Origin of the sequence: Pyruvatibacter mobilis (genome assembly GCF_012848855.1) — a bacterium.
GTDB classification, from domain to species: domain Bacteria; phylum Pseudomonadota; class Alphaproteobacteria; order CGMCC-115125; family CGMCC-115125; genus Pyruvatibacter; species Pyruvatibacter mobilis.
In genome coordinates, this window is the sequence record NZ_CP051630.1 from 896,934 (window position 1) to 921,394 (window position 24,461).

The 24,461-nt window shown below is 65.0% G+C and carries 24 protein-coding genes; 8 read left to right on the plus strand and 16 right to left on the minus strand.

What is annotated here, in order from left to right:
- The first annotated feature begins 9 nt into the window (after positions 1–9).
- Both HG718_RS04140 and rpsD read left to right on the plus strand, forming a co-directional pair.
- Positions 10–1,257 carry an MFS transporter gene (locus HG718_RS04140; protein ID WP_170080181.1) on the plus strand — a complete coding sequence of 416 codons (1,248 nt, stop codon included), beginning with the start codon at positions 10–12 and terminating at the stop codon, positions 1,255–1,257.
- Between the two features lie 221 nt (positions 1,258–1,478).
- Entirely contained in the window at positions 1,479–2,096 is a 618-nt protein-coding gene (gene rpsD / locus HG718_RS04145) for a 30S ribosomal protein S4 (RefSeq protein ID WP_027839858.1), read from the plus strand.
- A gap of 915 nt (positions 2,097–3,011) precedes the next feature.
- Here the strand turns inward: rpsD and grxD are convergent.
- From grxD to purC, 6 genes are all read right to left on the minus strand, one after another.
- Positions 3,012–3,359 carry a Grx4 family monothiol glutaredoxin gene (grxD, locus tag HG718_RS04150; protein WP_160588528.1) on the minus strand — a complete coding sequence of 116 codons (348 nt, stop codon included), beginning with the start codon at positions 3,357–3,359 and terminating at the stop codon, positions 3,012–3,014.
- Positions 3,360–3,380: 21 nt separating this feature from the next.
- Positions 3,381–3,614 carry a BolA family protein gene (locus HG718_RS04155; protein ID WP_027839856.1) on the minus strand — a complete coding sequence of 78 codons (234 nt, stop codon included), beginning with the start codon at positions 3,612–3,614 and terminating at the stop codon, positions 3,381–3,383.
- 53 nt (positions 3,615–3,667) lie between these two features.
- Positions 3,668–5,935, minus strand: a complete 2,268-nt coding sequence (gene purL / locus HG718_RS04160) for a phosphoribosylformylglycinamidine synthase subunit PurL (protein ID WP_160588527.1) — start codon at positions 5,933–5,935, stop codon at positions 3,668–3,670.
- Positions 5,932–6,621 (minus strand): phosphoribosylformylglycinamidine synthase subunit PurQ, encoded by a 690-nt coding sequence (gene purQ, locus HG718_RS04165; RefSeq protein ID WP_160588526.1) that lies wholly within the window; start codon positions 6,619–6,621, stop codon positions 5,932–5,934. The genes purL and purQ overlap by 4 nt, the downstream gene beginning before the upstream one ends.
- On the minus strand, positions 6,621–6,878 hold the full coding sequence (gene purS / locus HG718_RS04170) for a phosphoribosylformylglycinamidine synthase subunit PurS (RefSeq protein ID WP_160588525.1): 258 nt from the start codon (positions 6,876–6,878) through the stop codon (positions 6,621–6,623). Before purS ends, purQ begins: the two co-directional genes overlap by 1 nt.
- Positions 6,879–7,043: 165 nt before the next feature.
- Positions 7,044–7,811 (minus strand): phosphoribosylaminoimidazolesuccinocarboxamide synthase, encoded by a 768-nt coding sequence (gene purC / locus HG718_RS04175; protein ID WP_027839851.1) that lies wholly within the window; start codon positions 7,809–7,811, stop codon positions 7,044–7,046.
- 254 nt (positions 7,812–8,065) lie between these two features.
- Here purC and HG718_RS04180 point away from each other — a divergent pair, with 254 nt between their 5' ends.
- The gene (locus HG718_RS04180; RefSeq protein ID WP_027839850.1) at positions 8,066–8,389 is read left to right on the plus strand and encodes a DUF1476 domain-containing protein; all 324 of its coding nucleotides are present in this window, start codon (positions 8,066–8,068) and stop codon (positions 8,387–8,389) included.
- A 19-nt stretch (positions 8,390–8,408) separates the two neighbouring features.
- On the opposite strand, the gene HG718_RS04185 is transcribed toward HG718_RS04180, so the two are convergent.
- Positions 8,409–9,155 carry a TetR family transcriptional regulator gene (locus HG718_RS04185; RefSeq protein WP_160588524.1) on the minus strand — a complete coding sequence of 249 codons (747 nt, stop codon included), beginning with the start codon at positions 9,153–9,155 and terminating at the stop codon, positions 8,409–8,411.
- A gap of 99 nt (positions 9,156–9,254) precedes the next feature.
- On the opposite strand from HG718_RS04185, the gene HG718_RS04190 reads away from it, so the two are divergent.
- Both HG718_RS04190 and HG718_RS04195 read left to right on the plus strand, forming a co-directional pair.
- Positions 9,255–11,207: a pyrroloquinoline quinone-dependent dehydrogenase gene (locus HG718_RS04190; protein WP_160588523.1), complete on the plus strand. Its 1,953-nt coding sequence runs from the start codon at positions 9,255–9,257 to the stop codon at positions 11,205–11,207.
- 67 nt (positions 11,208–11,274) lie between these two features.
- Complete coding sequence (locus HG718_RS04195; protein WP_160588522.1) at positions 11,275–11,799, plus strand: MarR family winged helix-turn-helix transcriptional regulator; 525 nt, start codon at positions 11,275–11,277, stop codon at positions 11,797–11,799.
- Between the two features lie 364 nt (positions 11,800–12,163).
- Here HG718_RS04195 and HG718_RS04200 read toward each other — a convergent pair whose 3' ends face one another.
- From HG718_RS04200 to HG718_RS04225, 6 genes are all read right to left on the minus strand, one after another.
- Positions 12,164–12,568, minus strand: coding sequence for a nuclear transport factor 2 family protein (locus HG718_RS04200; protein ID WP_160588521.1), 405 nt, complete (start codon positions 12,566–12,568; stop codon positions 12,164–12,166).
- A complete protein-coding gene (locus HG718_RS04205) occupies positions 12,565–13,836 on the minus strand; it encodes a cytochrome P450 (RefSeq protein ID WP_160588520.1) in 1,272 nt (423 codons plus the stop codon). Before HG718_RS04205 ends, HG718_RS04200 begins: the two co-directional genes overlap by 4 nt.
- A gap of 444 nt (positions 13,837–14,280) precedes the next feature.
- Positions 14,281–15,045: a histidine phosphatase family protein gene (locus HG718_RS04210; RefSeq protein ID WP_160588519.1), complete on the minus strand. Its 765-nt coding sequence runs from the start codon at positions 15,043–15,045 to the stop codon at positions 14,281–14,283.
- Between the two features lie 597 nt (positions 15,046–15,642).
- Entirely contained in the window at positions 15,643–16,221 is a 579-nt protein-coding gene (locus tag HG718_RS04215) for a hypothetical protein (protein WP_160588937.1), read from the minus strand.
- An 89-nt stretch (positions 16,222–16,310) separates the two neighbouring features.
- Positions 16,311–17,609, minus strand: a complete 1,299-nt coding sequence (purB, locus tag HG718_RS04220) for an adenylosuccinate lyase (RefSeq protein ID WP_160588936.1) — start codon at positions 17,607–17,609, stop codon at positions 16,311–16,313.
- Between the two features lie 162 nt (positions 17,610–17,771).
- The gene (locus HG718_RS04225; RefSeq protein ID WP_160588935.1) at positions 17,772–18,224 is read right to left on the minus strand and encodes a DoxX family protein; all 453 of its coding nucleotides are present in this window, start codon (positions 18,222–18,224) and stop codon (positions 17,772–17,774) included.
- 133 nt (positions 18,225–18,357) lie between these two features.
- On the opposite strand from HG718_RS04225, the gene HG718_RS04230 reads away from it, so the two are divergent.
- Positions 18,358–19,275, plus strand: coding sequence for a LysR family transcriptional regulator (locus tag HG718_RS04230; protein WP_160588934.1), 918 nt, complete (start codon positions 18,358–18,360; stop codon positions 19,273–19,275).
- A 455-nt stretch (positions 19,276–19,730) separates the two neighbouring features.
- Here the strand turns inward: HG718_RS04230 and radC are convergent, their stop codons facing one another.
- From radC to sfsA, 3 genes are read right to left on the minus strand one after another with little or no spacing between them, the layout of a single operon-like run.
- Complete coding sequence (radC, locus tag HG718_RS04235) at positions 19,731–20,573, minus strand: RadC family protein (RefSeq protein WP_160588933.1); 843 nt, start codon at positions 20,571–20,573, stop codon at positions 19,731–19,733.
- Between the two features lie 21 nt (positions 20,574–20,594).
- Positions 20,595–21,416 (minus strand): type I methionyl aminopeptidase, encoded by an 822-nt coding sequence (gene map / locus HG718_RS04240; RefSeq protein ID WP_160588932.1) that lies wholly within the window; start codon positions 21,414–21,416, stop codon positions 20,595–20,597.
- Positions 21,417–21,471: 55 nt separating this feature from the next.
- The gene (gene sfsA / locus HG718_RS04245) at positions 21,472–22,173 is read right to left on the minus strand and encodes a DNA/RNA nuclease SfsA (RefSeq protein WP_160588931.1); all 702 of its coding nucleotides are present in this window, start codon (positions 22,171–22,173) and stop codon (positions 21,472–21,474) included.
- A 405-nt stretch (positions 22,174–22,578) separates the two neighbouring features.
- On the opposite strand from sfsA, the gene HG718_RS04250 reads away from it, so the two are divergent.
- Together HG718_RS04250 and HG718_RS04255 are read left to right on the plus strand one after the other, a co-directional pair.
- The gene (locus HG718_RS04250) at positions 22,579–23,346 is read left to right on the plus strand and encodes a competence/damage-inducible protein A (RefSeq protein ID WP_160588930.1); all 768 of its coding nucleotides are present in this window, start codon (positions 22,579–22,581) and stop codon (positions 23,344–23,346) included.
- A gap of 337 nt (positions 23,347–23,683) precedes the next feature.
- Positions 23,684–23,935, plus strand: a complete 252-nt coding sequence (locus HG718_RS04255; RefSeq protein WP_027843472.1) for a hypothetical protein — start codon at positions 23,684–23,686, stop codon at positions 23,933–23,935.
- Positions 23,936–24,461: the final 526 nt, after the last annotated feature.

Below are 24,461 nucleotides of genomic sequence, written 5' to 3' on the forward strand. Positions count from 1 at the left end.
CCGCAGATATTGAGCCGCGCTTTCTGGCGCGGGCCGCTGGCGATCCTGTTTCTGGCGCTGGTGACGGTGGGCATTTCGCGCTCCATGCTGTTTGCGGTGCTGCCGCCCATCGCCCGCGAGATCGGCCTCAATGAATGGATGGTGGGGCTGATGTTCGCGGCTGCCGCCGGCACCTTCGCCCTGTGCTCACCGGTCTGGGGCCGGCAGGCGGACAGGGTGGGGAGGGTCAATGTCATCGCGCTGGGGCTGGCCGGGTTCGGCGTCACCATGATGCTGTTCACGGTCGCGGTCGCCGTGGGGCTGGCCGTGGCGCTGCCGCTCTGGGCTATCTTCCTGCTCATGCTGGTGCCGCGGGTGGCATCGGCCGGGGCGTCGGCGGGCGTGTTCCCCGCAGCCCAGGCCTATGTGGCGGACACGACCACGGCGCAGGACCGCACCGCGGGCACTTCCATGGTGGCGGCGGCCATGGGCTTCGGGCTCATCTCCGGGCCGGGCATCGCGGGGCTGATGTCCGCCTATCAGTTGCTGGCGCCGATGTATCTGGCGGCGGGGCTGGGCATCATCGGCGGCATTGCTGCGTGGAAGCTGCTGCCGGAGCCGCAGCGGACACCGGCGCAGCTCGAGGCCGAGGCCAATGGCGGCCGTCCGCGCATCCGCCTGCGTGACCGGCGGATCATCGCCATGATGCCCATCTCCATGGCGATCTCCATGATGGTGGCGGTGACGCAGCAGACCTCGGCCTTCTATTTCCAGGACATTCTGGGGCTGGATGCCGCCGGCACAGCGCGGGCCACGGGCACAGCGCTGATGCTGATGGCCGGTGCCACGCTGTTTGTGCAGACGGCCATCGTGCAGCGGTTCCGCCTGACGCCGCCGGTGCTCATCTATGGCGGGCTGGTGCTGGCGCTGGCCGCCTATGGGGTGCTGACGCTTGCCGGGTCCTTCTGGATGCTGACGGGCGGGCTGATGATGGTTGGGGTCGCCTTCGGCATGGCCAATCCCGGCATCTCGGCGGCCATCTCGCTGTCGGTGGAGCCGCATGAGCAGGGCAGTGCGGCGGGCCTCAACGCCTCCATGAGCGCCACCGGGTTTATGATCGGAAGTCTTGTCGGCCCGGGCGGCTATTCCCTGTCGCCGGACCTGCCGCATTATTTCGGCCTCGTGGCGCTTTCGGTGATTCTGGTGGGGGCCTTGTTCGTGACATTCCCGGACCCCAGGACAACCGTGCCGCTTGATATGGGGGACAAGAGCGGCTGACGGGGCATTTGAAGGGGGCGGGGGCCGCCTGTTCCTGCCGGTTTTCGCAGTTTTTCGCAGTGGCCATAAGCGTTTGACACAAAGGGCTGCATGACTATACTCCGGCGCCATCTAGCGGGCTCTGCCGGAATCGGTTGGGCCCGCCTTTGATTTCCGGCAGTTTTCGGCGCTTTTTTCATGCGACGGGCTGCCTCCACACCACAAACGAGTTGAGACCGCACATGTCCAAGCGCACGAGCGCCAAATACAAGATCGACCGCCGCATGGGCGAGAACATCTGGGGCCGCGCCAAGAGCCCGTTCAACACCCGGTCCTACGGCCCCGGTGAGCACGGCCAGCGCCGCCGCTCCAAGCTCTCCGACTTCGGCATCCAGCTTCGCGCCAAGCAGAAGCTGAAGGGCTATTACGGCGACGTCACCGAAAAGCAGTTCCGCTCCACCTATGAGGAAGCGGTGCGCATGCGCGGTGACACCGGCGAGAACATGATCGGCCTCCTGGAGCGCCGCCTGGATGCGGTCGTTTACCGCGCCAAGTTCGTGCCGACCGTGTTCGCGGCCCGTCAGTTCGTGAATCACGGCCACATCAAGGTCAATGGCCAGCGCGTCACCATCCCGTCCTACCGGGTCAAGGAAGGCGACGTCATCGAGGTCAAGGACAAGTCCAAGCAGCTCGCTCTCGTGCTTGAAGCCGTCGGCTCGCCGGAGCGTGACGTGCCGGACTATCTGGACGTCGACCACAACAAGATGACCGCCACCTATGTGCGCGTGCCCCAGCTGATGGACGTGCCGTACCCGGTGTCGATGGAACCCAACCTGGTGGTCGAGTTCTACTCCCGCTAAGGCCGGTTTCCAGACCAGACGAGAAGGGCCGCTCCCGAGGGAGCGGCCCTTTTTCGTTTGGGGCATTGCACAGGATACGCGATGTGCTGGGGGTGGGGATTATGTTTCGCGGCATGTCCCGGCCGCGCCGCCCATGGGCCCTCCGGTCAAGCCGGAGGGACAGCGATTTTTTTTACTTACCCACCAACCCACCACCGCTCTCCCTCGGCTTGACCGGAGGGGCTATCTGAGAGGCAGCATGGTTCTTTTGGTGAAGCTGAACGTGGTGGCGGCGTCAGCATCATTTTCCCTCTCCCCCTGCGGGAGAGGGAGGGGCCCGCGTGCGTCAGCACGTGGGAGGGTGAGGGGGGCTGAGGCTACGGGATGTCTCACCCGCGGCAGCCCTCACCCGGCGCTGGCGCGCCGACCTCTCCCACAGGGAGAGGTTAAGGCTCTGCCAGGGCGAGAGAGATCCTCCGGTCAAGCCGGAGGAATAGCGGCTATTACATGAGCCGCCCAACCCACCACCGCTCTCCCTCAGGCTTGACCGGAGGGTCTATCCGAGGGGCGGGTGTCTCTCCCGGTCGAGCCGGGGAATGGTGCTGTGACTTGGGGAAATCCCCTCTCCCCCTGCGGGAGAGGGAGGGGCCCGCGTGCGTCAGCACGTGGGAGGGTGAGGGGGGCTGAGGATGCGGGATGTCTCACCCGCGGCAGCCCTCACCCGGCGCTGGCGCGCCGACCTCTCCCACAGGGAGAGGTTAAGGCTCTGTCAGGGTGAGAGAGATCCTCCGGTCAAGCCGGAGGAATAGCGGCTATTACATGAGCCGCCCAACCCACCACCGCTTTCCCTCCGGCTTGACCGGAGGGTCTATCCGAGAGGCTGCATGGCTCTTCCGGTTGAACCGGGGAATGGTGTGTTGTGAGTGAGGCGCGTGCTTACGCGTCGGCCTGCTGTTCCATGGGGATGTTCTTGCCGGCGAGGAAGTCGCGCAGTTCGCCTTCTTCGAACATCTCGCGGAGGATGTCGCAGCCGCCGACGAATTCGCCCTTCACGTAGAGCTGGGGGATGGTCGGCCAGTTGGAAAACTGCTTGATGCCCTCGCGCACATCCATGTCCTCCAGCACGTTCACCGAGGTGAACTTGACGCCCAGATAGCTGAGGATCTGGACGACAGTGGAGGAGAAGCCGCATTGAGGGAAGACGGGCGTGCCCTTCATGAAGAGCACCACGTCGTCGCTCTTGATGGCGCTCTGGATGATATCTAGTGCCGGAATGTCGCTCATCGGTTCGATCCTTTCAGGCGCTTACTTGGGCGCGGATGTCTGCAGGGCCAGGGCGTGCAGCTCGCCGCCCATGCGGCCCTGGAGCGCGTCATAGACGAGCTTGTGCTGCTGCACGCGGGTCAGGCCGGCGAAGGCTGGGCTCACCACATTGGCGGAATAGTGATCGCCGTCACCGGCGAGGTCCTCGATGGTTACCTCGGCGTCCGGCAGGGCCTCGCGGATCAGCTTTTCGATCTCGGTTGCTGCCATCGGCATGGAGACAACTCCTAAAGGCTTAGTTTCACTGTGGTTTTGGCGTTCAAATCCGCCTAATGGGTAGCATCCATATAGGCCGGAAACCAACCCTCATGGGCCTCGCTCAGGCTCGCGACGGATATGGGATCACAGTTCTCCGTAATCAACTGGTCGCCGCCCACCGTGCCGAGGCGGCGAGCCTCGACGCCGGCGCGCTCGGCAGCACGCAGGGCCTGCTGCACCAGATTGGCGGGCAGGGCGATCACGTAGCGGGACTGGTCCTCGCCGAACAGGGCCGCATGGGCGGGCACGCCGTCGGGCAGGGAGAACTCGGCCCCCACCTTGCTGGCCATGCACAGTTCGGCCATGGCCACATAGAGCCCGCCATCGGAGATGTCGTGCACCGCGGAGAGGCGGCCGGTGGCGATCAGCCCACGGACGAACTCGCCGTTGCGGCGCTCCGTCTCAAGGTCGATCGGGGGCGGCGCGCCGCCGTCCTTGGCGATGTCCATCCCCAGCACGTCGCGCAGATAAAGCGACTGGCCGAGATAGCCTTCCTCGGCACCGACAAGGATCAGCGCGTCGCCGTCCTTCATGCCGTCCATGCGGGCATAGATGCGGGCGTCCTCAATGAGGCCGACGCCGCCGATGCCCGGCGTGGGCAGGATGCCCTTGCCGTTGGTCTCGTTGTAGAGCGACACATTGCCGGAGACGACCGGGTAGTCCAGCGCCTCGCAGGCTTCCTTCATGCCGAGGATGCAGCCGGCGAACTGGCCCATGATCTCAGGCCGTTCCGGGTTGCCGAAATTCATGCAGTCGGTGATGGCCAGTGGCTTCGCGCCCGTGGCGACGAGGTTGCGCCAGGTTTCCACCACGGCCTGCTTGCCGCCTTCCTTCGGGTCCGCATAGCAATAGCGCGGGGTCACATCGACGGTGACGGCGAGCGCCGTGTTGGTGCCGTGCACGCGCACGACGCCGGCATCGCCGCCGGGGCGCTGCAGCGTGTCGCCCATGATGGTGTGGTCATATTGCTCATAGATCCACCGGCGCGACGACAGGGCAGGGGAGCCCACCATCTGCAGCAGGGTCTCGGCGCAATTGTCCGGCGCCTTGGCTTTCGACGTGTCGAAAGGCTTGGGCGGCTTGGTGAACTCGTAGGGCCGCTCATAGAGCGGGGCGTCATCGTTCAGGCTGTCCAGCGGCAGGTCCGCCACCATCACACCCTTGTGGCGCACCACCATGCGGCCGGTATCGGTGATGGTGCCGATGACGGCGATGTCGAGCTGCCACTTTTCGAAGATGCGGCGGGCCACGTCTTCCTTGCCGGGCTTCAGCACCATGAGCATGCGCTCCTGGCTTTCCGACAGCAGCATCTCATAGGCCGTCATGGCCTCTTCGCGGCAGGGCACCTCGTCGAGGTTCAGCTCGATGCCCACATTGCCCTTGCCGGCCATTTCAACCGACGACGAGGTGAGGCCGGCGGCGCCCATGTCCTGGATGGCGACGATGGCATCCTCGGCCATCAGCTCCAGGCAGGCTTCCAGCAGCAGTTTTTCCGTGAACGGATCACCCACCTGTACGGTGGGGCGCTTTTCCTGGCTGTCATCGTCGAATTCGGCGGACGCCATGGTGGCGCCGTGAATGCCGTCGCGGCCGGTCTTGGAACCGACATAGACGACTGGGTTGCCGATGCCGGAGGCAGCCGCATAGAAAATGTTGTCGGCTTCCGCCAGGCCCACGCACATGGCGTTGACGAGGATGTTGCCGTTGTAGGCGGGGTCGAACTCCACCTCGCCCCCGACGGTCGGCACGCCGAAGCAATTGCCATAGCCGCCGATGCCGGCCACGACGCCTTCCACCAGGTGGCGGGTCTTGCCGTTTTCCGGTGCGCCGAAGCGCAGGGCGTTGAGGTTGGCGACGGGGCGCGCGCCCATGGTGAACACGTCACGCATGATGCCGCCCACGCCGGTCGCAGCGCCCTGATAGGGCTCGATGAAGGAGGGGTGGTTGTGGCTTTCCATCTTGAAGACGGCGGCCAGCCCGTTGCCGATATCGACGATGCCGGCATTTTCGCCCGGCCCGCAGATCACCTGTTCGCCGGTGGTCGGCAGCTGCTTCAGCCACACGCGGGATGACTTGTAGGAGCAGTGCTCGGACCACATCACCGAATAGATTCCAAGCTCGGTCATGGTCGGCGTGCGGTTCAGCGCACGTTTCACGCGGTCATATTCTTCCGGCGTGAACCCGTGCTCCTTGATGACGGCGTCGGTGATTTCCGGCTCGGTCACGCCGGGGTCGGCCTGGGGCAGTTCCCGCGCGTCGTGAGAAACAGCTTCGCTCATGACAGCGTCTCCATCAGGCCTTCGAACATCGGGCGGCCGTCGCTGCCGCCAAGGGCCGGCTCCATCAGCCGTTCCGGGTGGGGCATCATGCCGAGCACGCGCAAATCATCCGAATAGATGCCGGCGATATTGCCGCGCGAGCCGTTGGGATTGGCGTCGTCGCTGGCCTCGCCATCCTTCGACACGTAGCGGAAGGCCACGCGGCCGTCGCCTTCAAGGCGCTTCAGCGTGTCGTCATCGGCGAAGTAATTGCCGTCGTGATGCGCCACAGGAATGCGGATCGGCTTGCCGGTCGCGTATTTCTTCGTAAAGGGCGTGTCGTTGCGTTCAACGCTCAGATGCACGTCCTTGCAGATGAATTTGAGACCTGCATTGCGCATCAGCGCGCCGGGCAGAAGGCCCGTCTCGGTCAGCATCTGAAAGCCGTTGCAGATGCCCAGCACATAGGCGCCTTGCTCGGCGCGCTTCTTCACCGCGGCCATCACCGGCGAGCGGGCGGCCATGGCGCCGGCGCGCAGATAGTCGCCATAGGTGAAGCCGCCGGGCAGCACCACGAGGTCGGCCTCCGGCAGTTCGGTTTCCGTGTGCCAGACTTTCGCGGGCGATTTGCCGCTGATGCGCTCAAGCGCCACCAGCGTGTCCCGGTCGCAGTTGGAGCCGGGGAAGATGATGACGGCAGCTTTCATCAGGCCGCACTCTCGGCGGAGGTCAGTTCGATCGTGTAGTTCTCGATCACGGTGTTGGCGAGGAGCTGCTCGCACATGTCCTTGACGGCGGCTTCGGCCTTGGCGGTGTCAGTCTCGTCGAGGTCGATCTCGATGACCTTACCCTGACGCACATCGCCGACACCCTTGAAGCCCAGATTGCCGAGGGTCTTTTCGATAGCCTTGCCCTGGGGGTCGAGGACGCCGTTCTTCAGTGTGACGTGCACACGTGCCTTCATGGACATGTTCCCGGCCGTTTCTGGCAGGGCTCCCTTGCTGGTCGCGCAGCCACCGGCGGGCGGAGCGGGCGCGGTTCCGAATCGAGGTGGTGCGGGGCGGCAGCATAGTGCCGGTCCCGCCGGTGCGCCCATGGTGCCGGGCGCAGGGCAGAAATGCGTCGGCGCCTATTTGACGAGCACGGGGCCCGTGCGCGGCGGCTGGGTATCATTCTCCATCAGGATGCCCAGGCGGCGGGCAACTTCCTGATAGGCGTCCATCAGCCCGCCCATGTCGCGGCGGAAGCGGTCCTTGTCGAGCTTCTCGTTGGTGGCGGTGTCCCACAGGCGGCACGAGTCGGGGCTGATTTCGTCAGCCAGCACCACGCGCATCATGTCGCCCTCATAGAGGCGGCCGAACTCGATCTTGAAGTCCACCAGGCGGATGCCGATGCCGAGGAACAGGCCGGAGAGGAAATCGTTGATGCGCAGGGACAGCGCCATCATGTCGTCGATCTCCTGGGGCGTTGCCCAGGCGAAGGCGGTGATGTGCTCTTCGGTGACCATCGGGTCGTCCAGCTCGTCGGACTTGTAGGCGAATTCGATGATCGAGCGAGGAAGGGGCGTGCCTTCCTCGATGCCCAGGCGCTTTGACAGCGAGCCGGCGGCGACGTTGCGGACCATCACCTCGACGGGGATGATCTCGACCTCTTTCACCAGCTGCTCGCGCATGTTGATGCGCTTGATGAAATGCGTCGGCACGCCGATCTCGTTGAGCCGGGTGAAGATGAACTCGGAGATCCGGTTGTTGAGAACGCCCTTGCCCTCGATGAGGTCGTGTTTCTTGTTGTTGAAGGCGGTCGCATCGTCCTTGAAATGCTGAACAATGGTGCCCGGCTCAGGGCCCTCATAGAGGATCTTGGCCTTGCCTTCGTATATTTTTCTGCGACGGGTCATATGGAGAGAATCCAGGCTGGATTTGGGCCGAAACCGGCTCTTTGCGCGCTGCGACCACTTGACGTCAAGAGTGCGCGCGCACACGTGTTGCTTTAGCGGAAATTGGGGGCTATGCCTAGCTGAACTTGGGCGGGGGTCTGCGCCTCAAGCCCGTGGTTTCAGGCGGAATTCCGCCGTTTTGGCCGTGCTTTTCAGGATGATGCACCAAAGCATGGCTCCCATTCCTACGCGGTCCGGCAAAGAGGCTTTATCCGATGAGTTCACTAGACAAGCGCGGCAAGGACTTTGAGAACAAGTTCGCCCACGATCAGGAGCTTGAGTTCAAGGCAGTTGCCCGCCGCAACAAGCTTCTCGGCCTGTGGGCCGCCGAAGAGATGGGCCTGTCCGGCGAGGATGCCCAGGCCTACGCCAAGGAAGTGGTGAAGGCCGATTTCGAGGAAGCCGGCGAGGAAGACGTGTTCCGCAAGGTCTCCGGCGATTTCTCCGCCAAGGGCGTGGACAAGTCCGAGCACCAGATCCGCCGCACCATGCAGGAACTGCTGGTGAAGGCCCGTGAGCAGGTGGCCAACGAAGGCTGACGCCTGCCGCCGCCTTTACTCAGTCGATCGACATTGCAGCCGCCACCGCGCCCACAAATTGCGCGGTGGCGGTTTTGCGTATGGTGGCCTCGTCCGCGTCGGGCTTGAGCCACAGGTCCCGGTGCCGGTGCATTGAGGGCCAGGCCATGATCTCGATGGCATTGCGGGCGGCGACGTCCACCGCGATCCCCGGCGCAGGCGCCTTGCTGATGAGGGCGATGAGCTGCTTCAGCGTCGCGCCGTGACCCTTGGTGGCCCAGAGCCGGTCGATCTCGGGGATTTCCAGCGACAGCCGGTCCATCAGCCAGATGCCGTGGCGGTTGGCGCTCTGTAAATCATACATCTCCTCGGCGATGGCCTGCAGGTCTGCCCGCGTGGGCCGGGACCGGCGCTTGAGGACGCTGGCCATCACCGGCCAGTGCGCGATGCGCGCCACATCCGCCTCCGCCATGTCCCGCAGCTTGGCGATGGACCAGGGCGCCACCGGCAGGGCGTCAGCGCCGGGCAGGGGATGCCCCATGGCGTGGAGTGCTGCGAGCGTCAGCAGGGCGTCCTTGTTGGCGGCGTAGGAGTAGAGCGCTGCCGCTGACAGTCCCGCCTTCTTCGCCACATCCGCCATCTGGGTGCGCCGGAACCCGAAGCGGCTGATGCACCAATGTGCCGCCGCGGCGACGCGGGCCAGGCGCTCCTCCGGCGTGTCGCCGCCTTTGGAGCGGCGGCGGCCGGGGGAGGGGGCAGGACTGGTGTCGTCGGTCGGCAGGTCCAAGACGGTCTCCGGAATCAGGGCAGTGGTCGGTGTGAGCGTAGCACTTGACAGGCGATCATAATTAAATGAATCATTCATTCAATTAGTGGAGATGATCTCATGCGCCTGATCCGCCTGTCTGCGTTTGCCATTCTGCTTGGTCATGCCCTTGTGGCCCTCGCCGCCGGGGAGGCGGCCGCCGAAGAGCCCGGTCAGGGCTGGGCCCATTATGGGGGCGACGCGGGCGGCAGCCGGTTCAGCGCCGCGACACAGATCACCCCGCAAAATGTCACCGACCTTGAACCTGCCTGGGTGTTCGACAGCGGCGATATGGAGCGCCGGCCGGAGGCGGTGGCCCGCAGTGCGTCCGAGGGCACGCCGATCCTCGCGGGCGGGGCGCTCACCTACTGCACGCCATTCAACGAAATCATATCGCTGGATCCGGGCACCGGGGATATCCGCTGGCGCCATGACGCTGAGATCGAGACCGACTACAACCCCGCCAACCAGTTCGTCTGCCGCGGCGTCACCTATTGGGCGGACCCGTCGGCGGAAGACGGCACGGCCTGCGTGGCGCGCATCTTCATGGGCACGGCGGATTCCCGGCTGATCGCGGTGGATGCTGCCACGGGCACGCCGTGCGCCGGCTTCGGCAATGCGGGCACTGTCACCATCGATCCCGGCATGGCGCTTCTGTGGCGCGGTGAATTCCAGATCACTTCGCCGCCGGTGGTGATCGGCGACACGGTGGTGGTCGGCTCCGCGATCAGCGACGGAGCGCGGGCTGACGCGCCCAAGGGCAGCGTCAGGGCGTTTGACGCGCGCAGCGGTGCGCCACGCTGGGAGTTTGACCCCGTGGCACGGGGGGCCGCCGAGCAGCCGGGCAGCTGGCGTGCTGAGGATGCGGCGCGCACGGGCCACGCCAATGTCTGGGCGCCGATGAGCGTTGACGAGGCGCGCGGGCTTGTCTTCCTGCCCACCTCCTCGCCGTCGCCGGATTTTTATGGCGGCGCGCGTCCGGGCGATAACCGCTACGCCAATTCCGTCGTCGCGCTCGACGGTGCCACGGGCGCGGTGCGCTGGCATTTCCAGACCGTGCATCACGATGTCTGGGACTATGACCTGCCCGCGCAGCCCAGCCTTGTCACCCTTCAGTATGCGGGTGGTTCGCGCGACGTGGTGGTGCAGGTCGCCAAGACGGGCTTTGTCTTCGTGCTCGACCGGGACACGGGCGCGCCGGTCTTCCCGGTCGATGAGGTGCCGGTGCCGCAGGACGGGGCGCCGGGGGAATGGCTGTCGCCCACTCAGCCCATGCCGCAGAAACCGCCGGCGCTGGTGCCGCACAGCATCACCCCGGATGACGCCTGGGGCCTCACCTTCCTTGATCGCGGTGCCTGCGCGGACCTGTTCGCCAAATACCGCAATGACGGTCTGTTCACTCCGCCCAGCGAGCAGGGCACACTGATGTTCCCGTTCTCCGGCGGCGGGGCGAACTGGGGCGGCATGGCGTTCAATCCCGCAAGCCAGCTCATGTATGTGAACACGTCGCGGGCGGTGCATCTGGTGAAGCTTATCCCGCGTGAGGGGTTTGCGGCTGCCAAGGCGGCTGAGCCCGGCAAGGAAATCTCGCCGCAGGCCGGCACCGCCTATGGCATGAAGCGCGACCTGATGCTGTCGCCGCTCAGCCTGCCCTGCAACAAGCCGCCCTTCGGTGTGCTGCACGCAATCGACCTTTCCACCGGCGAGATTGCCTGGGAGGCCACCCTGGGCACGGTGCGCGACCTCGCGCCTGTGCCGATCCCGTGGAAACTGGGCACGCCCAATTTCGGCGGCCCGCTGGTTACCGCTTCCGGCCTCGTCTTTATCGGGGCTGCGATGGATGACTATCTGCGTGCCTTTGATGCGGCCAGCGGCGCTGAATTGTGGAAGGGCCGTCTGCCCGGCGGCGGACAGGCCACGCCGATGACTTATAAGTGGCAGGGCCGCCAATATGTGGTGATCTCGGCGGGCGGTCATTCGCGGTCCACTGCAACGCTGAATGACCGGATCGTGGCCTTCGCGCTGCCCGAGTGAGGCCGCGCGCGGCTGAAAACAGGCTAGACTGGCGGGGACTGATTCACCCGCCGGAGCCGTTCCCGTTATGCCGACGCCCAAGACGCCGCCTGCCGCCAGCGCCTTCACGCGGCCCGCCGCCGCGCAGTCGCTGCTCGGCTATTTCTACCCGATCCACTACAAGGCCGGGATCAAGGTGGAGGACGCGCTGCGCAACAAGGGCGCGCCGGACGAACTCAGCCGCCATCAGGTGGCCGTGCTGTGGCACATCCATTCGGCAGGCGAGGGCGGCACCACGATGCGCCGCAAGGACATCGAGCAGAGCCTGCGTGCCTGGTTCGAGATTTCCGGGGCCGCCATTACCAAGGCCATCCGGTCGATGGCCGCCGAGCCGCTGGCCCTGGTCACCCAGGAAGAAGACCCGCGCTCCGCCCGCGAAAAGATCGTCCGCCTCACGCCCAAGGGCGAAGCGCACATCGCCGCCATGATGCAGCGCGGCGTCGCCGTCATCCGCGAGATCATGGAACCGATGGACGAGACAACCATCCGTGAGGGGATCAAGTTCTTCCGGGCCATCACCGACTCAGTCGCCGACATGGAACGCGACGTGTAGGCCCATTCTTCGAACCGCCTCCCTCCGGCTTGACCGGAGGGCCCACTCGCATTCGCTGTCGGGCACAGGGGTGGCGGTGCTTGCTGTGCCGTGTCCGCGCATGCTGCGGTAGGCGGCTCCGAGAGCAGACCCTCCGGTCAAGCCGGAGGGATACGGAGAAGGGGGCAGTCCTAATGTCACCTCTCCCCTTGCGGGAGAGGTCGGTGCGTGAGCACCGGGTGAGGGGGTGAGCCCATCCCCCCGCACCACCGTCAGAGATCCATTACCACCGCTGCCGCCCCCCCACCCTCCTACGGGCTTGCGCCCGCAGGCCCCTCCCACTCCCGCAAGGGGAGAGGGGAAGAAGCTCAGCGTCCGTCGCCTGTCACGAAAACGCCTTCACCGCCTCGTGGGTGTTCATGAAGTCGCGGAACTTTGACCATTTGCCGTCCTTCATGGTGATCACGTGCACGAAGTCCGACTTGATGTCGCGGCCGGTGGCCTTTGCCGTCAGGTGAAGCACCCCGGTCACCACCACCTTGTCCCTGTCTGCCAAAAACTCCTGCGGCTCGAAGATATGGATGTCCACTGACGACAGCACCGTCTCGAAGAAGCGGCGCGCCGCGTTCATCCCGTCATACATGTCGGCATACGGAATGATATCGGCGGGGCCGTAGAACTCGATGTGGATGTCATCATTGCACAGGCCGAGAATGCCGGGGATATCTCCGGCGCCGAAGGCTGCGAACAGGTTCTGCGTCGCTGCGATGTTGCGGTCCTGCTCGGTCATTCGGCGGCTCCTGCCAGGCGTGGGGTGAGCGCGAGGGTGAGATTTGCCAGCCCGTGGTTGAGCAGGCTGGCGCGCTGCGGCTCGGGGGCCGTGCCCGCAAGCTGGATATCGCCGAAGCGTTCAAGCACCGCCCGCAGCAATTCGCGTGCTTCGGCCCGCGCAAGCGCTGAGCCCAGGCAATGGTGAATGCCCACGCCGAAGGTCAGCTGCTTGTTGAGATTGGGCCGGTCGATGTCAAAGGCCTGCGGATCGGCGAACATGGCCGGGTCGTGATTGGCCGCGGCGAAGAACAGCGCCACCCAGTCGCCCTTGCGGATCAGCGCGTCGCCGATCTGCGTGTCCGCCTCGGCGATGCGGAACAGGCGCTGGGGCGGGCCTGAATGGCGCAGGCTCTCATCGATGAAGGCGTCGATCTTTGCAGGCTCCGCCCGCAGCCGCGCCTGCATGTCCGGCATGGTCGCCAGCTCATGCAGCAGATTGCCGAGCAGGAAGGTGGTGGTCTCGGCGCCCGCCACCACCAGCGTCAGGCAAAAGCGGATCACTTCGTCGGTTGTCAGCTTGCGGCCGTCGGCTTCCGCCGTCAGCAGGGCGCGCATCAGGCTGTCGGGCACGTCGGCGCCTGCCGCGAGATCCGCTTCCATCTGCGTCACGGTCCTGGCGAAATAGGTGAACAGGTCCACGTTGGAGCGCTCGCGTTCCTCCGGCGTCAGGTCGGCGGACAGCATGAAGGCGGTTGCCCAGTGGCGGAAGCGGTCGGCGATCTCCGGCGGCAGGCCGAGCAGATGCACCATCACGCGGGCCGGCAGCACCGCGCATATCTCGCCCATGACTTCAATACTCGTGGTGCCGGCCCGGGTCACCTCCTCCAGCAGGTCATGCACCATGCGGTTCACATGCGGCGACAGATCCTCGATGCGCTTGCGCGAGAAGGCGAGGTTCACCACCGCGCGCAGGCGGTCATGCTCCGGGTTGTCGTGGTTCACCAGCATCAGCGTCGGTGCCGAGGAGCTTTCCTGCAGCGGGTCGCGCGACGAGAAAGTGCGGTGGTCGCGTGCGACCTTCGACACATGGTCGTAGTCCAGCAGCACCCACGCATTCACCGGCTCGTCCGCCCCCGGCACCGTGCCCGGCGGATAATCCCGGTAGCCCTTGACCGGCGCATAGGCCCGCAGCTTGTCATAGAGCGGGTAGGGGTTGGCGATGGTGTCGCCCGTCGGCAGCGCCGCCACCAGCGCGGCGATGTCCGCCGCCTGTTCCGTGTCAGCCATGATGTCTCCTCCCTTATTGTTCCTTAAGTGTATTGTTTACATAGTGAACAATCAAGATGGAGTCCGACCCCCCACTAATACGTATCCCTCCGGCTTGACCGGAGGGCCCACTCGCATCTGCTGTTGGGCACGGCATTCGCGGCCCCTGCCGTGCCGCAGCCACGCGCGCTGCGGCAGGCTGATTTGAGAGTAGACCCTCCGGTCAAGTCGGAGGGATGCGGGAGAGGGGGCGCAGCGGGACACACCTTTTTCCCACACCCATGTGTCATTCCGCGACTTGATCGCGGAATCCAGGGCGACCAACTCATGCGGTGCCGCGTGGCCCTGGACCCCGCGATCAAGTCGCGGGGTGACATGGGGAGGGCTAACACCCCACCCCAAACAAACCGCCTTCCCTCCGGCTCGACCGGAGGGTCTCCCTCAGTCCGCCTGAGCCCGCGCCGCTTACCCCTGCCGCGCTTCCTGCAGCCTGTGCGCCAGGTCTTCCAGCGTGGTCAGGTGCCGGTCGCGCTTGGGCGGGTCGTAGGTGGTGGCGTTCACTGCGCGCACCAGCACCCGGCGGACGGCGAGACTGTCCGGGTCCTGATCGATGTCCAGCACATTGAGGCAGCAAGTGTCCTGCTCGAACTGGCCGAAGGTCTTGAGGCCCGTGCCCAGCGCCCAGCCCAGCAGCACCCGGTTGACGCCGCCATGGGCGACCAGGGTCATGTTGTGCCAGTCAGGATGCTTCAGCAGCCCTTCGAAAGCCGGCACCACGCGGCCCTCGAAATCAGCGAACACTTCGCCGTTGCGGTAACGCATGCCCGGCTCATGGGCATTGAGAAACGCGTAGGCCACCTCGCTCAGGTCGTCGGGCAGGGGCACGGGGTCCGGCGCGCCGCCCTGCTCATAGGCGGCTTGGGCGCGGTCCGAGCGCAGCTCTTCGAGATCGGGCACTTCTTCCACCGGCAGGTCGCGGTCGCCCAGAATGCGTGCCAGCGTCTGACGGGTGCGCGGCAGTCCGGAGCACACGGCCTTGTCCACCGGCACATCCGCCATCATCCGTCCCATGGCGTCCGCCTCTTCCTGCCCCTGCCGGGTCAGGTGGACCTGGCGCGGGTCCGCCACGATCGACCCGTCATTGGTCACATAGGCCACGTCCCCGTGGCGGAACAGATAGACACGCCGGCGCAGCGCGCCATCAAAAGCAATGCGGGGGGACATGGTCATGGGCTTCACTCCGAAACAGGCTGTTTGCTGGTCGCCCCCAGTATAGGCCCCCACGCGACACTTGTGTGGCGGACGGAAAAGGAGGATCGGAGAGGGTGCCCACGCCAAACCCTCCGCGCACGGCATTGCCGCTGCGGTGAGACGGGAGAGCAGGACGCGCCCGGCGCTCACGCGGCGCCGGTAGGAGCAATAAACAGATTTGGGTCGCAAGCCTCAGGCGCGTCCCGCGCGGATGGCTGCCAGCGGTGGCCGGACCGGGGCGGGGCAGGCATTACCCTGCGTGTCCAACCCCGCGAACCCTGCTTCCACCCTCCACACTTTGGAACGGGCCTGGACGCGGTGGGGCCAGCTTTTTCAGGGCGTGACCGGGTTCGGGACACCACCACCCATCTAATGCGCACCCGTTACTTGCGCATCGCGACCCGGCGCGCGTACCCCACGTTCCCAAGGGGCCGCCTCTCGCCCAACCTTCCGGGCATCCGCCCTCCCGCCCAGGTCCGGTCGGCCCGGCTGCCCGTGTGGCGGGAGGTCATGGCAACGAGTATGCGGCAGGAGGCAGGGGCCGGGGAAAACTATCGTGCGGATCAAATTCTCGCGTTAGGAAGGCTGTTGCTGAGATGTCTCGACTTCTGTCGACTCTATTATCATGGCTCTGACCTCCTCTAAGTCATTGTCCCTGAGAGGAAGTGCGAGACTTTTCAATATTCTTGCGGTTTCTAGAGCGTTCTCAGAGGAGTCAATTTCAAGGCGTGGTGCGTGCCCAAACCCACGCAAGAAATCAAACTTCAAACTCAGCAATGACGAACTTAGTCTCGTTAGGTAGATATTGTTTCTATCTGCTAATGGTGCGGCTGCTTCAGCGTCCAGTGCTAATTGTTCGCATTCGTCTGCCATTGCTTGTGTGCTTATTGGCTTGTTTCCAATACGCGTTATGTAATTCCTTGCTGCTTGAGTTTTAAGTCCTGCAATATAGCTAGCTATGCACAAATAGACTGTTATCGCTGTGCCGCTCTTGATCATTTCCCAAATAGCTTGAACCCACTCGGGCGATTGCTGCATCGCAAATATCAATAACTGGTCGATGCCAAGAAATTCAGCGAACTTCTCAATGTTTAATGCAGCAATGACGAACGCAGCGAAGCCTAAAATCCATAGAATTCTTCGTGCAAAAAGCATGTTGAACCCAAACCAAGCGTTTCAGTAAATACCAACGCCAGTTTAGGCTCATTCCGCCCATTTGCCGATACTCAGAACAGGCGCTCCCCCTAAGCCCCGAACACCCGCTTGAAGATCGTGTCGACATGTTTGGTGTGGTAGCCGAGGTCGAACAAATCCTCGAGTTCCGCGTCCGACAACACCACCTCCTCGTCCTTCTTCAGGAGATCGAGGAAATTGCCTTCGCCGCGCCACACCGGCATGGCGTTGCGCTGGACCAGCCGGTAGCTGTCCTCGCGGCTGACGCCCTTCTGGGTGAGGGCCAGCAGCACGCGCTGGGAGTGCATGAGGCCGCCGAGCTTGTTCATGTTGGCCAGCATGTTTTCCGGGTAGACCACCAGGTTCTCGATCACCCCGGCCAGGCGCACCAGCGCGAAGTCCAGCGTCACCGTGGCGTCCGGGCCGATCATGCGCTCGACTGATGAGTGCGAGATATCGCGCTCGTGCCACAGGGCGACATTCTCCAGCGCCGGGGTCACCATGCCGCGCACGATGCGGGCGAGGCCCGTCAGGTTTTCCGTCAGCACCGGGTTGCGCTTGTGCGGCATGGCGGAGGAGCCCTTCTGGCCGGCGGAGAAGAATTCCTCGGCCTCCAGAACTTCCGTGCGCTGAAGATGGCGGATCTCGGTGGCAACCCGCTCGACCGACGAGGCGATCACGCCCAGCACGGCGAAGAACTGCGCGTGCCGGTCACGCGGGATCACCTGGGTGGAGACGGGTTCGGGCACAAGGCCCATTTCCATGGCCACATGTTCTTCCACCCGCGGGTCGATATTGGCGAAGGTGCCGACGGCACCGGAAATGGCGCAGGTGGCGATGTCGGCGCGGGCCTGTTCCAGCCGCATCTTGCCGCGCTCGAATTCCGCATAGGCCTGCGCCAGCTTCACCCCGAAGGTGGTGGGCTCGGCGTGGATGCCGTGCGAGCGGCCGATGGTGATTGTGTCCTTGTGCTCGTAGGCGCGCTTCTTGAGGGCAGCCAGCACCTTGTCCATGTCTTCCAGCAGCAGGTCAGCGGCGCGGGTAAGCTGGACGGAGAGGCAGGTATCCAGCACGTCCGACGAGGTCATGCCCTGGTGGACGAAGCGGCTGTCGTCGCCGATGAATTCCGCCAGATGGGTCAGGAAAGCGATCACGTCGTGCTTCACCTCGCGCTCGATCTCGTCGATGCGCGCCACGTCGAACTCGGCCTTTGAGCCCTTCTCCCAGATGTTCTTCGCCGCTTCCTCGGGGATCACGCCCAGCTCGGCCAGCGCCGTGCAGGCATGGGCCTCGATCTCGAACCAGATGCGGAACTTGCTCTCGGGCGACCAGATATCGGCCATTTCCTGGCGGCTGTAGCGGGGGATCATGTGCGGCGGCTCCTTGGGGCGGTCCGGGCGGGACGGATGGTGAGTCTTGTGGATTTGGCCCCGTTGATACGCCAAGCCCCCGCACCCCTCAACCGCCGTTGGCGCAGGCGAGGGATGCGGGGGGCGGGACGCGTCCGGCCCGGTGCGGGAATGGAGACGACCCTAGCGGGCCGCTGCGGACGCAGTCCGGCCGGCGAGCGGGGAGCGCAGGGCATAGGCCCCGTCCCCCAGCAGCGCCTGCACGGCATTGGCGGCGATCCAGAAGACCGGGAATTCCCAGCCGCCGCCCGGGTTGGAGAACACCCAGCCATTGGGCAGGTGGACGAGGGCAGCGCCTGCCAGCACCGGGATCAGGGCCAGGGCCACGGCGCGGGTATGCAGGCCGAGGATCAGCGCCGCGCCACCGGCAAGCTCAGCCAGGATCACCGCATAGGCGGTGATGCCGGGAAAGCCCTGGCTCTCGAAGAAGGCCACCGTGCCGGCGGGGGTAAACACCAGCACTTTCAGCAGCCCGTGGGCGAGGAAGGCCGTGCCGAGGGTGAGCCGCAGCAGGGTCGCCGCCAGCGGCGCGGTGGCTGTGTCGAGGGTCGTCTGGTCAAGGAATCTGGTCAGCATGGGTCCGTCTCCATTTGCTGCCGAGGCCGTGCGCCCCGGCGATGGGGCAAAGCTATGCATTCCAGTTCTGCGAATAATCGGCTAGAATGGAACAAGATTGTTTCTCTTGCAGGGATGAACGGAGGGCAAGCCCATGGACCGTCTGGCGATGCTCGAGGTCTTCGTGGCGGTGGCGGAGCGGGGGAGTTTTTCCAAGGCCGCCGAGGCGCTGGAGATGTCCAACTCCGCCGTCTCCAAGCATGTGGCAGCGCTCGAGGACCGGCTCGGTGCCCGTCTGCTGAACCGCACCACCCGCCGTGTCAGCCTCACCGATATCGGACAGGCCTATTGCGAGCGGGCGCGGGCGGTGCTGGCGGATCTCGACAGCGCCGATGCCGCTGCCTCCAGTCAGCAGGAGGAGGCGCGCGGGGTTCTCAAGCTGTCCGTCCCGTTCTCCTTTGCCATCCGGCATCTGGGGCCGGTGGTGGCCGACTTCATGGCGCAGCATCCGCAGCTCGAAGTGGACATGGTGCTGAACGACCGCTTCGTGGACATCGTGGATGAGGGCTTCGATCTCGCCTTGCGCATCGGCGAGCTTGCGGATTCAAGCCTGAAGGCGCGGCGCATCGCGCCTGTCCGGCTGGTGCTGGCGGCGTCACCCGCCTTCCTTGACCGGCATGGCCGGCCCGCAACGCCGGATGATTTGTCTACGGATCATTTCCTGCGCTACTCGATCGGCGGCGATCAGGTGGCGCTGGCCCGCGAGGCGGCCCCGCAGGAGGTGGTTACACGGGTGCGCGCGGCCGGGCCGCTCAAGGTCAATAATGGCGACATGCTGCGTGAGGCCATGCTGGCCGGGACGGGCTTTGCCAGCCTGCCCACCTTCATCATCGGCGATGATCTCAAATCCGGCGCGCTGGAGCGCGTGCTGCCCGACTGGTGCGTGCCCCCCATTGCCCTTCACGCAGTCTATCCCCCCGGCAAGGCGCTGTCCGCCAAGGTCCGCCTGATGATCGACCACCTCGTCACCACCTTCAGCCCCGTCCCGCCCTGGGATGCGTTCGAGGGGTAGGAGCGGGCGGCACTTGCCCCCCCCCAACACCCCCGTACCCCTCCGGCTTGACCGGAGGGCCCACTCGCCTTGGAAAATGAGCACAGCGCCGGGGGGCTCCGCCGTCCGTAGCACCGCCCGCTGCGGCAAGCACCGCTGAGAGTAGACCCTCCGGTCAAGCCGGAGGGATGCGGGAGAAGGGGGGTGATCTTGTCCCCACTTTTGCATTTGTCATTCCGCGACGTGATCGCGGAATCCAGAGCAAACCGCTCAGCCCGTGCCGTATGGCCCTGGACCCCGCGATCACGTCGCGGGGTGACACAGAGGATTGGGAGAAAGAGGGTCGGGAGCAGGTACCAACACACCGCTTTCCCTCCGGCTTGACCGGAGGGCCCATGGGCAGCTCGGATAGACCCTCCGGTCAAGCCGGAGGGAAAGCGTATGAGGTGGGGTTCTCTCCCTAATCAACCACCCGCCTACAGCAACCCCAACTGCCGCAGGCTCGCGTGCTGACCCTTGCCGATCACAAGGTGATCATGCACGGCGACGCCGAGGGGCTTGGCGGCGTCTTCTATCTTCTTGGTCATTTCCACATCCGCCCGGCTGGGGGAGGGGTCGCCGGAGGGGTGGTTGTGGACGAGAATGATGGCGCTGGCGCCCAGTTCCAGCGCCCGTTTTATGACCTCGCGGGGATAGACCGGCGTGTGGTCGATGGTGCCGCGGCTCTGGATTTCATCCGCGATCAGAACATTCTTGCGGTCGAGAAACAGCACGCGGAATTGTTCGGTGGTCTCGTAGGCCATGGCCGCCGAGCAGTAATCCACCAGCGCCGACCAGCTTGAGATCGCCGGCCGGTCCATCACCGCTGATTTCGCCAGCCGCAGGGCTGCCGCCTGGATCAGTTTCAGCTCCGTCGCCACGCCTTCGGACACGCCCGTCACCTCCGTCAGCCGATCAACCGGCGCGGTGATGACTTCATTGAAGCTGCCGAAATGCGCGATCAGCGCCTTGGCCAGCGGCTTGGTGTCCCGGCGGGGAATGGCACGGAACAGCACCATCTCCAGCAATTCATAATCGGGCAGGGCGTCCGGCCCGCCCTCGATGAAGCGGGCGCGCAGGCGCTGGCGGTGGCCCGCATGGGAGGGAGCGGCTGCCTTGCTGCGGGGGGCGGATTTCTCCGCGCTGCGGGGCGCGGGCTTTTCCGGTGCACCGGTTCCGGGCGCGGGGGCGGGGTCCGCACCCTGTTTTGCGCCAGCATCCCTTGTGTCAGGTTGCAGGCGCGGGAGCGGCTTACCGCCTGTGTCCTCGAAACCTGACATCAGCGCGCCTGGAGCCTGTTGCTAGAGATAGGGCGGGCAGTCGAAGCCGCCCGGGGAGCCGGTGAAGATCTCAACGCCATCCGCAGTCACGCCGACCGAGTGCTCGAACTGCGCCGACAGGGAGCGGTCGCGGGTCACCGCCGTCCAGCCGTCGGACAGCAGCTTCACATGCGGGCGGCCGAGATTGATCATCGGCTCGATGGTGAAGAACATGCCTTCCTTCAGCGTCTGGCCTTCGCCGCGCTTGCCGTAATGCAGGATGTTGGGCGCGTCGTGGAACACCTTGCCCAGCCCGTGGCCGCAGAAGTCGCGCACCACGCCGCAGCGCTGGCTTTCGGCATAGGTCTGGATGGCGGCGCCGATGTCGCCCAGCGTCGCGCCCGGCTTCACCGCCTCGATGCCCAGCATCATGGATTTGTACGTCACCTCGATGAGGCGCTCCGCCTTGCGGTTGATGTCGCCCACCGGGAACATGCGGCTGGTGTCGCCGTGCCAGCCATCCACCAGCAGCGTCACGTCGATATTGACGATGTCGCCGTTCTTCAGCGCCTTGTCGCCGGGGATGCCGTGGCACACCACGTGGTTGATTGAGGTGCAGGAGGAATGCCGGTAGCCGCGATAGCCGTAGGTGGCGGGCACCACGCCGTGATCTAGCGCGAAGTCCAGCACCAGCTTGTCCAGCTCGCCGGTGGTCACGCCCGGCTTCACATGCGGCACCAGCATGTCGAGGGCCGCCGCCGACAGCTGCCCGGCCTTGCGCATACCGGCAAAATCCTCCGGCCCATGCAGCTTGATGGCCCCGGTATTGATCAGCGGCGCGTCGAAGGCGTCCACATAGTTCATTGGCTTTGTTGCCTCTTCGTCGGGTCCCGCATTCTCAGGTCCCAGATTGCGGGGTTCAGTCCAGTTCAGGCGAGAGCCGGTGGGTCAGCTCGATCGCGTCTGTTGTGATGTCACAACCATAACATAGGGCTTCCACACCGCGAGCGCGCGCTTTTTTGAGGGCTTCGGCGTACTTGGGGTCGATATCGGCGGCCAGGCGGAAGCGCGTGGTGCCGGGATATTGCACCACATAGAGCATCACCGCCCGGTGGCCGGCCTCGGCCATGTCGCCCAGCTCTTCCAGGTGCTTGGCGCCGCGGGCGGTCACGCTGTCGGGGAATTCCGCCAGTCCCGCTTCCCGCATCAGGTGGACGTTCTTCACCTCCACATAGGTCAGCGGCTTGCCGTCATCCTCCAGCAGGATGTCGATGCGGCTCGACTTGCCGTATTTCACCTCGCGGCGGAGGGTTTCATAGCCCGCCAGTTCCGGAATGCGCCCGGCGAGGATCGCTTCCTCCGCCAGCTTGTTGGGCATGCCGGTATTGATCCCCACCAGCGTGCCGTCCACTTCCACCAGCTCCCACGAATAGGCGAGCTTGCGCTTGGGGTTGTCCGATTTCGACAGCCACACCCGGTTGCCCGGCGCATGCAGCCCCATCATCGCACCCGGATTGGCGCAATGGGCCGTCAGCGTCTCGCCGCTGTCGAGCTCGACATCAGCCAGAAACCGCTTGTACCGCTTGATGAGCGTGCCCGGCACGAGAGGAGGGAGTTTCATGGGTCGGCATATGCCCGCCGCGACAGGCAGCGGTCAAGGCCGGAACCATGCCCCTCTCCCCTTGCGGCAGAGGGAGGGGCCCGCGGGCGCAAGCCCGTGGGAGGGTGAGGGGGCGGCAGCAGTGGTGTTCGATTTCTGACGACGCGGTAGGTGACAGGCCCACCCCCTCACCCGGTGCTCACGCACCGACCTCTCCCGCAAGGGGAGAGGTGACTTTCCGCGGGCGCTCGCCGCTCCTTCTCCCCGCTGTCCCGGACTTGATCCGGGGCCTACTCGCCGACGCCTCACCCCGCAGCGCAAGCGAGTGGACCCTCCGGTCAAGCCGGAGGGAAGCGGGGCAAAAGCAACGCGCAGCCAGTTCTCAATCGCTGTCCCCGCAGCGCGTGCGTGCTATATCCTCGGCCCATGAGCGACACAGACAAAAAAGTCACTGCGGCGGTCATCATGATCGGCGACGAGATCCTGTCCGGGCGGACGCAGGACAAGAACCTCAATTTCATCGCCACCTGGCTGGGTGAGCGGGGCATCCGGGTGATGGAAGCCCGCGTGGTGCCGGACATCGAGGACGAGATCGTCGACGCGGTGAACACGCTGCGCGCCAAGTTCGACTATGTCTTCACCTCCGGCGGTATCGGCCCCACCCATGACGACATCACCGCCGATTCCATTGCCAAGGCCTTCGGTGTGCCCATCGGCCATCATCCCGAAGCCATGGCGCGGCTCACCGCCCATTACGAGGCGCAGGGGATCGAGTTCAACGAGGCCCGCCAGCGGATGGCGCGCATCCCGGATACCGCGACGCTGATCGACAACCCGGTCTCCAAGGCGCCGGGCTTTCAGATCGGCAATGTCTTCGTGATGGCGGGCATCCCCTCGGTGATGCAGGCGATGATCACCGGCATCGAGGACCGGCTCACGGGCGGGGCGCGCATGCTGGCCTGCTCGGTCGCCGGGCAGATCGCCGAAGGCATGGTGGCAGGCCCCCTCGGGGCGCTGCAGGAGAAGTATCCCGCCGTCTCCATGGGCAGCTATCCCTACTACAAGGACGGCACCTTCGGCGCGAATCTCGTCTTCCGCTCGACGGACCCGGCGCTTCTCGAAGCGGTGAAGCAGGAAGCTGTCGAGATGGTCCGCTCGCTGGGTGTCGAGCCTGTCATCGGCGATGGCACGTGAGCGCTAAGTGTCTGGCCGCGCTGCGTTAACGCTGATTGCGTGACAGTTTGGCAACAGACATCCCAACATTACGAAGATTTCAGGCTATCAGCCGCGGAATCCAGTAGTATGACGGTCAGGAGCGGTTATCGTTCCACCCCATAAAGGGTGGTGCGGTGCGCATCACGCCGGTGAGGGGAGTGGCACCCGCATGGTCCGTCAGGACCCGGGTGCCGGTTTACCGGCGAGGGCATCTGCCGCCCATCAATGAACGACAGGCGTGCAAGCCTGTCAGTCAGGGAATTGCACCCCGGAGAATAACCGGGGCCTAGGAAACGTCACGAGGGAGACACTCAGCATGAAAAAGATTCTCGCAGGCGCATTCGGTCTTGCCGCTGGCGCGCTGATCATGACCGGTCAGGCGTTCGCTCTGGACTCCAGCTTTGAAGCCATGAGCAAGTCCGGCACCCACCAGTTCTACGTCTGGTGCACCGGTGGCGCCGACAGCCAGACCACCCAGGACGGTGCCAACATGGAAGAAGCCATGGCCGCCGTGCAGGGCACCCTTGGCGGTAACTGCAAGGCCGTCTGGCAGGGCCTCGTCAACTAAGACGCGCCCCAAACGCGTATCCAAGCTTCTTCGCGAACTCACCCTTCGCACGTCAAACGGCGGTCCCACACGGGCCGCCGTTTTTCGTTGGCGCAGGGAAGGCCCCCGCCACCTCCCATGGCCCCTCCGGTCAAGCCGGAGGGACAGCGGATCTCGTGTGCCATACCTCTCCAAAACTTCCCTCTCCCCTTGCGGGAGAGGGAGGGGCCCGCGGGCGCAAGCCCGTGGGAGGGTGAGGGGGCGGCAGCAGTAGCGTTTGATTTCTGACCTGATGCCGGTAGGAAGGCCCACCCCTTTCACCCGGTGCTCGCACACCGACCTCTCCCGCAAGGGGAGAGGTGACTTGGTGCCGCCACATTCTCCGAATCCAGCTCGGAAAGCGAATTGGCTCATATCTGCGCCCACGCACCGCTCGCCCTCCGGCTTGACCGGAGGGCCTATCGGAAGCTTCGGGTCTTGCCGGCCCTTACGCCCCGCGTAATCGCCATCACCCGCCGCGCCGGCGATAGCTGTGCCTCCACCCGCA

Bases quoted from the DNA above. Each gene is read 5' to 3' on its own strand.
- HG718_RS04215 (WP_160588937.1), bottom strand. From the start codon at position 16,221: ATGCTTTTTGCACGAAGAATTCTATGGATTTTAGGCTTCGCTGCGTTC.
- HG718_RS04190 (WP_160588523.1), top strand. From the start codon at position 9,255: ATGCGCCTGATCCGCCTGTCTGCGTTTGCCATTCTGCTTGGTCATGCC.
- map (WP_160588932.1), bottom strand. From the start codon at position 21,416: ATGAACTATGTGGACGCCTTCGACGCGCCGCTGATCAATACCGGGGCC.
- HG718_RS04255 (WP_027843472.1), top strand. From the start codon at position 23,684: ATGAAAAAGATTCTCGCAGGCGCATTCGGTCTTGCCGCTGGCGCGCTG.
- radC (WP_160588933.1), bottom strand. From the start codon at position 20,573: ATGTCAGGTTTCGAGGACACAGGCGGTAAGCCGCTCCCGCGCCTGCAA.
- purB (WP_160588936.1), bottom strand. From the start codon at position 17,609: ATGATCCCCCGCTACAGCCGCCAGGAAATGGCCGATATCTGGTCGCCC.
- grxD (WP_160588528.1), bottom strand. From the start codon at position 3,359: ATGAGCGACATTCCGGCACTAGATATCATCCAGAGCGCCATCAAGAGC.
- HG718_RS04180 (WP_027839850.1), top strand. From the start codon at position 8,066: ATGAGTTCACTAGACAAGCGCGGCAAGGACTTTGAGAACAAGTTCGCC.
- purC (WP_027839851.1), bottom strand. From the start codon at position 7,811: ATGACCCGTCGCAGAAAAATATACGAAGGCAAGGCCAAGATCCTCTAT.
- sfsA (WP_160588931.1), bottom strand. From the start codon at position 22,173: ATGAAACTCCCTCCTCTCGTGCCGGGCACGCTCATCAAGCGGTACAAG.
- HG718_RS04200 (WP_160588521.1), bottom strand. From the start codon at position 12,568: ATGACCGAGCAGGACCGCAACATCGCAGCGACGCAGAACCTGTTCGCA.
- HG718_RS04225 (WP_160588935.1), bottom strand. From the start codon at position 18,224: ATGCTGACCAGATTCCTTGACCAGACGACCCTCGACACAGCCACCGCG.
- purS (WP_160588525.1), bottom strand. From the start codon at position 6,878: ATGAAGGCACGTGTGCACGTCACACTGAAGAACGGCGTCCTCGACCCC.
- HG718_RS04205 (WP_160588520.1), bottom strand. From the start codon at position 13,836: ATGGCTGACACGGAACAGGCGGCGGACATCGCCGCGCTGGTGGCGGCG.
- HG718_RS04155 (WP_027839856.1), bottom strand. From the start codon at position 3,614: ATGCCGATGGCAGCAACCGAGATCGAAAAGCTGATCCGCGAGGCCCTG.
- HG718_RS04195 (WP_160588522.1), top strand. From the start codon at position 11,275: ATGCCGACGCCCAAGACGCCGCCTGCCGCCAGCGCCTTCACGCGGCCC.
- purQ (WP_160588526.1), bottom strand. From the start codon at position 6,621: ATGAAAGCTGCCGTCATCATCTTCCCCGGCTCCAACTGCGACCGGGAC.
- HG718_RS04230 (WP_160588934.1), top strand. From the start codon at position 18,358: ATGGACCGTCTGGCGATGCTCGAGGTCTTCGTGGCGGTGGCGGAGCGG.
- purL (WP_160588527.1), bottom strand. From the start codon at position 5,935: ATGAGCGAAGCTGTTTCTCACGACGCGCGGGAACTGCCCCAGGCCGAC.
- rpsD (WP_027839858.1), top strand. From the start codon at position 1,479: ATGTCCAAGCGCACGAGCGCCAAATACAAGATCGACCGCCGCATGGGC.
- HG718_RS04250 (WP_160588930.1), top strand. From the start codon at position 22,579: ATGAGCGACACAGACAAAAAAGTCACTGCGGCGGTCATCATGATCGGC.
- HG718_RS04210 (WP_160588519.1), bottom strand. From the start codon at position 15,045: ATGACCATGTCCCCCCGCATTGCTTTTGATGGCGCGCTGCGCCGGCGT.